7 protein-coding genes and 1 riboswitch are annotated in these 8,636 nt (G+C 67.9%); of the genes, 4 read left to right on the top strand and 3 right to left on the bottom strand.

Features of this window, described 5'->3' with window-relative positions:
• On the bottom strand, positions 1–754 hold a 754-nt coding region (locus BDIM_RS01335; RefSeq protein ID WP_248601195.1), incomplete at its 3' end, for a site-specific integrase.
• A 325-nt stretch (positions 755–1,079) separates the two neighbouring features.
• Between BDIM_RS01335 and dusA the strand changes: the two genes are divergently transcribed.
• The 3 genes from dusA to BDIM_RS01320 all read left to right on the top strand — a co-directional run bounded on the left by dusA (position 1,080) and on the right by BDIM_RS01320 (position 4,901).
• Positions 1,080–2,090 (top strand): tRNA dihydrouridine(20/20a) synthase DusA, encoded by a 1,011-nt coding sequence (gene dusA / locus BDIM_RS01330; RefSeq protein ID WP_040344499.1) that lies wholly within the window; start codon positions 1,080–1,082, stop codon positions 2,088–2,090.
• A gap of 67 nt (positions 2,091–2,157) precedes the next feature.
• A complete protein-coding gene (locus BDIM_RS01325) occupies positions 2,158–2,979 on the top strand; it encodes a sulfite exporter TauE/SafE family protein (protein ID WP_003163761.1) in 822 nt (273 codons plus the stop codon).
• Between the two features lie 98 nt (positions 2,980–3,077).
• Positions 3,078–4,901 carry a methyl-accepting chemotaxis protein gene (locus BDIM_RS01320; RefSeq protein ID WP_003163760.1) on the top strand — a complete coding sequence of 608 codons (1,824 nt, stop codon included), beginning with the start codon at positions 3,078–3,080 and terminating at the stop codon, positions 4,899–4,901.
• Positions 4,902–4,950: 49 nt separating this feature from the next.
• On the opposite strand, the gene metB is transcribed toward BDIM_RS01320, so the two are convergent.
• Together metB and metX are read right to left on the bottom strand one after the other, a co-directional pair.
• On the bottom strand, positions 4,951–6,129 hold the full coding sequence (metB, locus tag BDIM_RS01315; RefSeq protein WP_003163759.1) for a cystathionine gamma-synthase: 1,179 nt from the start codon (positions 6,127–6,129) through the stop codon (positions 4,951–4,953).
• Entirely contained in the window at positions 6,126–7,235 is a 1,110-nt protein-coding gene (gene metX, locus BDIM_RS01310) for a homoserine O-succinyltransferase MetX (protein ID WP_003163757.1), read from the bottom strand. Before metX ends, metB begins: the two co-directional genes overlap by 4 nt.
• A gap of 76 nt (positions 7,236–7,311) precedes the next feature.
• Positions 7,312–7,438, bottom strand: a riboswitch (SAM riboswitch).
• A gap of 453 nt (positions 7,439–7,891) precedes the next feature.
• Here metX and BDIM_RS01305 point away from each other — a divergent pair.
• On the top strand, positions 7,892–8,636 hold a 745-nt coding region (locus BDIM_RS01305), incomplete at its 3' end, for an amino acid kinase family protein (protein WP_040344498.1).

The raw sequence follows: 8,636 nt of genomic DNA, 5'->3' as shown, positions 1-8,636 counted from the left end.
GCGCCACCTGCTGGATCTGAAAGCCTGCTTCGAACAATCGGCTGGTCCCTTCATGGCGAAGGTCGTGAAAATGCAGGTCAGCAATTTCAAGGCTTTTGCAGGCTCTTGTGAATGCCGTGCCGGCTGATCGGTGATTGAAGGGGAAGATGCGAAGGTCCCCATTCGTGCGAGAGGGGCGCTGACCTTCGATCAGCGCGACGGGATCGAAACCGGAGACCGATAGAAGTGGAATGCGCTGGTCATTTCCCGTCTTCTCGCGAGGGTCTTTCCGGTCGCGTATAGTCAGCATCTTGGTCCGGGCTGCATAGTCATCCCAGACGACTTTGAAGATCTCTTCCTGGCGCATCGCTGTGGCTATCGCGAAGCGAATGACGGCACCCATGGGAATGGTTTGGCGAGGCTTCTCGTCGAAGTGGCTGATCAAGCGTTCCAGTTCTTCATCGCTGGGCCGGCGATCTCGCTCGACGCCCTTGCCGATCAGGCAAAGGCGCTTGAGGGCGAGGCGGGCCATGTCGATGGCCTCAATCGAGACCGTCAGGCCGTGGACCGCTGCGGCATGGGACAGGATGAGCTTGATCGCGCCGATGTCGATGCTCAACGTCATGGGCCCGGCGCCTTCGGAGGCTCGCTCCCGGCCGAAGTCGATGAACAGCTGCCGATCCAGCTGGGCGATCTTCTTCCCGCCCAGGCGTGTCTTCAGCATCCTGAGCGTAGCGGCTTTGGACCGCCTGGGCGCCTTGCCGACGGACTTCATGTCCTCGATGTGTAGGTCGATAAGCTCGCCGAACGTGCGAAGCCGCGCTGACCGAGAGGGGGTAGGCGTCTCGCCGCGATCAATCCGGCCTTCGGCCTCGGTCGCCCATCGGCGCGCGTCATCGCGTTTGAGGAAGGTCTCGCATATATAGCGACCCTTCCGTCTTACCTGGGCCCGCCACGTTCCTGACGGGAGTTTCGAGTACGTCGCCATTTCGTGTGCGCTCTGTGTGCACTGAGGTGTCGAAAACCCGGAAAAAACGTCGCAACACGTCGCAAATTCGAGTGCACACGCCGCCTTCCAACTTTTTGATCTTACTGAAAAAATGTCTATAAATCAAGCTCATAGACTGTCCATTGCACCGATGATGGACTGGACCGACCGCAATTGCCGGGCGTTTCACCGCGCCCTGAGCACGCGCGCCCTGCTCTATACGGAGATGGTGACGGCCCCGGCGGTGATCCACGGCGACCGCGACCGCCTGCTGGGCTTTGACGTGGTGGAGCATCCTGTGGCGCTGCAACTGGGCGGGTCGGACCCGGCCCAATTGGCCGAGGCGGCGAAGATCGGCGAGGCCTATGGCTATGACGAGATCAATCTGAACGTCGGCTGCCCTTCGGATCGGGTGCAGTCGGGCAAGTTCGGCGCCTGCCTGATGCGCGAGCCTGAACTGGTGGCCGACTGCATGGCGGCGATCAAGGAGGCGGTCAGTGTCCCGGCCACCGTCAAATGCCGCATCGGCGTGGACGATCAAGACCCTGAGATCAGCCTGTTCGCCACGGTCGACGCCTCGGCCGCCGTCGGCATCGACAGCTTCATCATTCACGCGCGCAAGGCGTGGCTGAAGGGATTGTCGCCCAAGGAGAACCGCGACGTGCCGCCGCTGGACTATGCGCTGGTGCGGCGGCTGAAGCGCGAGCGGCCGCATCTGTCCATCAGCATCAACGGCGGCATCGGCGATCTGGATCAGGCTGAGGCGCATCTGAGGGCCGACGACGGCGTGCAGCTGGACGGCGTCATGCTGGGCCGCGCCGCCTATCATGAGCCCGCCCTGATGGGGCAGGTCGATCGGCGCATCTTCGGCGAGACGACGCCGGACGTGGATGTGTTCGAGGCGCTTGAGCGTTACCGACCCTATATGGCCGCGCGGCTGGAGGAGGGTGCGAACCTGGCCGGCATGACCCGGCACATGCTGGGCCTGATGCACGGCCGGGCGGGGGCGCGCGCCTTCCGCCGCATCCTGACGGTCGAGGGCGTGAAGCCCGGCGCGGGGCTGGAGGTCGTCGATCGCGCGGTCGAAGCCGTGCGCGAGGCCGAGGCGCGCAAGGCGGCCTGACCGCTCGCCTCCGCTCATCTCGGCGAAGGGGCTGACGGCGCGACGGCGGACGGCTAAGCCATGGCTCATGACCCTGCCCCTGTCCGAACTCGCCCTGATGCTCGCCGCCCTGGTCGGGGCGGGGGCGGTCGCGGGGGTGATCGGCGGCCTGTTCGGCGTGGGCGGCGGGACGGTTCTGGTGCCGGCGCTGTTCTACGCCTTCTCGGTGCTGGGCGTGGGGGGCGAGAGCAATCTGCACGTCGCCATCGGCACCTCGCTGCTGACCATCGTCGCCACTTCGCTGCGTTCGCTGGCGACGCACCGGGCGCATGGGGCGGTGGACGAGCAGGTGTTGAAGACCTGGACGCCCTGGGTGGCGTTCGGCGGCTTGATCGGGGCGGCGGTCGCGGGCTTCACCTCCATGGAGGGGCTGGCGATCGTCTATGGCGTCTGCCTGCTGCTGATCGCGGCGCAGATGGGGCTGCTGCCCGAACGGTTCACCTTGCGAAAGGATATGCCGACCGGCTGGGGGCGGCGCGGCGTGGGCACGGGCATCGGCCTGCTGTCGGCCATGATGGGCGTCGGAGGCGGCAGTTTCGGCGGCATGACCATGACCCTGTGCGGGCGGCCGATCCATCAGGCGGTGGCGACGGCCTCGGGCTTCGGCTTGGCCATCGGCGCGGCGGCGGCTCTGGGATTCGCCGTCTTCGGCTGGGACGCGCCGGGGCGGCCGCCGCTGTCGCTGGGCTACGTCAATGTGCCGGCGGCGGTGATCATGGGGCTGTTGACGGCGTTGACGGCGCCCTATGGCGCGCGGCTGGCGCATCGGCTGGATCGGAAGATGCTGCGCCGGGCCTTTGCGGTCTATCTGCTGCTGACGGCCTTGTCGGTGGTGCTGAAGGCGCTGTGACCACGATTAAGTAGATGCCCGCAGGCGGGCGCTAACACTTTGTCGAACAAGCGCGGGCTAGGAGCGAGGCTGAACCTCTCTCCCCGAGCCTTAGAGTCATGTTGCAGAACCTGTCGGTCCCCAAGAAGCTGATCCTGTCCTTCATGGCGGTGATCGCGGCGTGCGGGGCGGCGACCCTGATCGTCCTGTGGTGCGTGGCGTCCCTGCAGCGCGCCGATGCGGCGGACACGGCCTCGCGCGAGGTGATGAAGGCGTCGGACCGCTTGATGGCCGCCGCCGTAGAGCAGCAGAACGCCATGCGCGGCTATGTCGCTAGCCGCGATCCCGGCTTCATCGAGGCCTTTAACCAGGGCGGCGCCGACGTGAAGTCGCGGATGGCGGATCTGGCCGCGTCCGATGTCGAGGGCGCCTACGCCGCCGAGCAGACGGCGCTGATCGCCGCCACGGCCGACTTCGAGAAAAGCGCGGAAGGCGTCATGGCCCTGGCGCGCGACCCGGCGACGCATCAGGAGGCCCTGGCTCAACTGGCCACGGCGGCGCGCCTGTCGGACATTCGCCAGGCGGTCGGTTCGATCCGCGACAAGGAGGCCGTTCACGCCCAGGCCCGCGCCGAGGCCAAGACCTTCGCCTTCACTGAGGCCTATGTCGCCTTTGCTGTGGGCGGGGTGCTGGCCCTGGGTATCGCCGTGGGCGCGGCCCTGTGGCTGATCGGGGCGCTGAGCCGCCCGGTCGAGGCCATGACGCGCGCCATGACCCGTCTGGCCGGCGGCGATCTGAACGTCGCCATTCCGGCGATCGGCCGTCGCGACGAGATCGGCCGCATGGCCGACGCCGTCCTGACCTTCAAACAGAACGCCGAGGAGAAGGTGCGCCTGGAAGCCGAGGCCGAGGCCGCGCGCGCCGCCGCCGAGGTCGAACGCCAGGCCCAGGCCGAACGCGACGCCGAAGCCGCCCGCCAGCAGGCCCGCGTGGTCGAGGGCGTGGCCAAGGGTCTAGACCGGCTGTCGCACGGCCAACTGGCCTTCCGCCTCAATGATCCGTTCGCGCCTGAGTATGAAGGGCTGCGCGCCGACTTCAACGCGGCGATGGACAAGCTGCAGGGCGTGATGCGGGTGATCGTCGAGCGCGCCGCCGCCATCGGCGCCAGCGCACGTGAGATTTCACAGGCGTCCGACGACCTGTCGCGTCGCACTGAACAGCAGGCCGCCAGCCTGGAAGAAACCGCCGCCGCCCTGGAGCAGATCACCGCCACCGTGGCCCGTTCGGCCGAAGGGGCGATTGAGGCGGGCGGCGTGGTTCGCGGCGCCCAGTCTGAAGCCGTCGAAGGACAGGCCGTGGTGGGTCGCGCCATCGCCGCCATGGGCGAGATCGAACGCTCTTCCTCCGAGATCGGCGCCATCATCGGCGTGATCGACGAGATCGCCTTCCAGACCAACCTGCTGGCGCTGAACGCGGGCGTCGAGGCGGCGCGGGCGGGCGACGCGGGGCGCGGCTTCGCCGTTGTGGCGTCGGAGGTTCGCGCCCTGGCTCAGCGTTCGGCCTCGGCCGCCAAGGAGATCAAGACCCTGATCACCGAGTCGGGTCGTCAGGTCGGCGCGGGCGTGGCCCTGGTCGGCGACACCGGCCATGCGCTGGAACGGATCGCCGGTCAGATCCAGCGCCTGACGGTCATCGCCGAAGAGATCGCCGCTTCCTCGCACGAGCAGTCCAGCGGCCTGCAGCAGGTCAACATCGCCGTGAACCAGATGGATCAGGTGACGCAGCAGAATGCGGCCATGGTCGAGGAATCGACCGCCGCCAGCCACGCCCTGGCCTCCGACGCGGTCGAGTTGGACCGCATGATGGGTCAGTTCGCTCTGGACGATGCGCGCGACCTGGATGCGCGCGGACGGATGGAAGCCCTGGCGCGAGCCGTGGCTTAAGCGAGGAATTCTCCCTCCCGATCATGGGAGGGAGAAGCGCGCCTCGCGCTTACGCGGCCGCCTTCAGCGTCACCGCGTCCAGGGCCTGGGTCAGGTCGGCCAGGATGTCGTCCTGATGCTCCAGCCCGACCGATAGGCGCAGCAGGCCGTCGGTGATGCCGGCCGTCACGCGGGCCTCGGGCGTCATGGCGGCGTGGGTCATGGTGGCCGGGTGGGCGACCAGGCTTTCGACGCCGCCCAGGGATTCCGCCAGGGTGAAGACCTCCAGCCGTTCGATCACCTGGCGCACCGCCTCGGTCCCGCCGTTCAGTTCGAAGCTGAGCATGGCGCCCGGCCCCGACTGTTGCCGCGCAGCCAGGTCGTGGCCAGGGTGGCTGGTCAGGCCCGGATAGTGGACGGCCTTGACCGCCGGGTGCAGCTCCAGCACCGCCGCGACCAGGCCGGCCGTCGCCTGCTGGCGCTCGATGCGGGTGAACAGGGTCCGCAGGCCGCGCAGGGTCTGATAGGCGTCGAACGGCGAGCCGGTGACGCCCAGGCAGTTGGCCCACCAGGCCAGCTTTTCATGATCGGCCGGATCTGCCGCGACCACGGCGCCGCCGACCACGTCGGAATGGCCGTTGATGTATTTGGTGGTCGAGTGGACCACGATGTCGGCGCCCAGCTCCAGCGGCCGTTGCAGGGCGGGCGACAGGAAGGTGTTGTCGCACGCCACCTTGGCCCCCGCGGCATGGGCGCGGCGACAGACATCGGCGATGTCGGTGACGCGCAGCAGGGGGTTGGACGGCGTCTCGACCAGCACCAGCTTGCACCCGTCGGCCAGGGCGGCGTCCAGGGCTGGGCCGTCGTTCTGATCGACGAAGGCGACGCGGAAGTGGCCTTTTTTGGCGCGGGCGGTCAGCAGGCGGTGGGTGCCGCCGTAACAGTCATGCGGGGCGATCAGCAGGTCGTCCGGCTCCAGCAGGCTGAGCGGCAGGTCGACCGCCGCCATGCCGGTGGCGGTGATGACGGCGCCGGCGCCGCCTTCCAGCTCGGCCAGGGTCTCGGCCAGGACGTCGCGGGTCGGATTGCCCGAGCGCGAATAGTCGTATCTGCGCGGCTGGCCGAAGGCGGCGAAGGAATAGTTGGACGACAGATACAGCGCCGGCATGACCGCGCCGTGAGCCGTGTCCGTATCGACGCCCGAGCGGGCGGCGATGGTGCGGGGATCGGCGGGACGGGCGCGGCTCATTGGTCGATGTCCTTCAGTACGGAGGTCAGGATGTCGGCGACCAACTTGTCTTCCTTCAGGAAGGCGTCGTGGCCGTAGACGGAGGCGTGTTGTTCAAAGCGCCAGAGGTTGGGCAGGCGGTCGGCCAGCTCCCTCATGTCCTCGATCGGGCACAGGCGGTCGGTGGTGAAGCCGATCAGGGTGACGGGGGCGGTGATGGCCTCGGGCTCGACACGGTGGCGGTCGATGGAGTCCGACAGGCTGAGCCAGCGCGAGGGGGTGGTGCGGTCGCGATAGGCCCGGCCGCGCGCCTGCAGATAGTCGCACACCGGATAGGCCTGGCCCGCATGGCTGGGGGCTTCGGAATCGAAGCGGTCGCCGAATTCTTCCTGGGTGCGGTAGGTGGTCATGGCCAGTTCGCGCGCCAGGCCGACGGCCTGATCGATGCGGCCGGTCTCAAGACCCAGTTGCAGAATGCGGCGCTGGATGCCGCGCCAGGCCGTGGCCAGCGGGTGCGGGCGGTGGGCGGCGGACACCACCACCAGCTGCTCGGCCCAGTCAGGGAACAGCTCGCCGAAGGCCAGGGCGATCATGCCGCCGTAGGAACAGCCGATGAAGGCGGCGACCTTCTCGACGCCCAGATGGTCCAGCAGCAGGGCCAGCAGCCGCGCCTGATCCTGGGTGGTGATGGTCAGAGGGGTCTTGGCGTCCTTGACGTCTTCGCCGAATTCCGGCGCGAAATCAAAGGCCAGAACGCGGAAACGGGTCAGGTCGATCGGCGCGCGCACGCCCACGGCGCCGGACCACCAGCCCAGCCCCTTGGTCTCGGTGCGGTGGACGTAGCGGTCGGCGGAAATGCCGCCTGCGACCACGATCAGGGGAGCGTTGGCCTTGCCGTGCAGGCGGCCGATGACCCGCTTCTGGGTCAGGGTTCCGCCGAAATCGAGTTCGAAGTCGTCGGGGATCGCAACCGCGACGTCATGAGCGCCGTCGCGCTGAAGCAGCTCCGACGGACGGCGCGCGGCCTTCACGCCGATCTGGGCGCCGCCCTTGGGCGCAGGCGCAGCGACGGAGGCCTTACAGGAAGGCTCTTCGGTGGTTTCGGTGGAAATCAGGGCCAAGGTCATCGCATCACTCAAAGGTTCGGCTCACCGGCGAAACCCATGCGTGACAGACCTGTGGCGCGTCGCCTTATCGACGCTCCACCCATCTCTCGCGGTCCTTTCAGGCAAGCCCGAAGAACCCCGCAGGAGTTGGCACCGTTTCGGGCGGAACCCGATGGTTGCCCCGGCGTCAAAGGGCCTAATCCCTCAGCCGGTCTTGATGAGTGAGCTTACGGTGCGGTTGCGAAGAGCGCCGGTCAAGCGAAAAATTTCACCCCATTTCGTCGCTGGTGGCACATGTCGGTGGCGAAAACGGCGCCTGGTGGCGGTGTTGTGAAAAATTCTTTCGAGACGGGGTTGACGCGGCGCGGCGCCCTGGCTCACCCTAAGGCACGATTTTCAACCGGACGCCGCCTGTGCCTTACCGCCTCGCCAGCATGAAGACGACCCTGATCGCCGCCTCGGCGACGGGCCTCTTCGCGTCCATGATTACCACCACCGGTACCACCACCATGCCCTTGCGGGCGGGGACCGGATGATGCGCGCCGTCTAGGCGAGAAAACGCAAAAACCGATCACCCGCCCGGACCTCCGGGCGGGTTTTTTATTGGCCCGAACCCACCTCGATCACCCCCGACCCCTCCCGAAATCCTCCCAGACCCAGCCTTCAGGAAACCGCCCATGCCCGCCTCTCTCGCCCTCGTCGCCGATCAGTCGAAACCGGTCGAAGCCCTCGCTTCCGCCGCCGAAGTGGTGGTGCTGAAGTTCGGCTCCTCGGTCCTGCGCGACGCGTCCCAGGCCCCTGCGGTCGCCAGCGAAATCTACGGCCACGTCCGCGCCGGCCGTAAGGTTGTGGCGGTGGTCTCGGCCCTGGCCGGACAGACGGATCAGCTGCTGGCCGACGCCCGCAGCCTGGGCCTGGATCACGAGAACGAGCTGCTGCCCGCCTATGTCGTGCTGGGCGAGGAAAAGGCCGCCGCCCTGGTCGCCGTCGCCTGCGATCGGGTGGGACTGGACGCCGTCGGCCTGTCGGTGCGCGAACTGGGCATCGTCGCCGAAGGACCGGCCCAGCACGCCCGCCCCGTGTCGCTGAAGGGCGAGCGTCTGCATCAGGCCCTGGCGGAGCATGAGGTGGTGGTGGTTCCGGGCTTCGGCGCGGTGCGCGCGAACGGCCGGGTGGCCCTGCTGGGGCGCGGCGGATCGGACCTGACGGCGGTGGTGCTGGCCGCCGAACTGGGGCTGAAGCGGGTGCGGTTGGTGAAGGACGTCGACGGCCTCTACGACCGCGATCCGGCCTCGGAAACGGGCACGCCGCTGCGCTATCGCCGGGCCAGCTGGGACACGGCGCGTCAGGTCGGCGGCGCCCTGGTCCAGCACGATGCGATCGACCTGGCCGAGGCGCGCGGCGTCGATATCGAGGTCGCCG

Source organism: Brevundimonas diminuta ATCC 11568 (genome assembly GCF_000204035.1).
Classification (GTDB): Bacteria; Pseudomonadota; Alphaproteobacteria; order Caulobacterales; family Caulobacteraceae; genus Brevundimonas; species Brevundimonas diminuta.
This window is presented reverse-complemented; position numbering and strand designations above follow the sequence as displayed.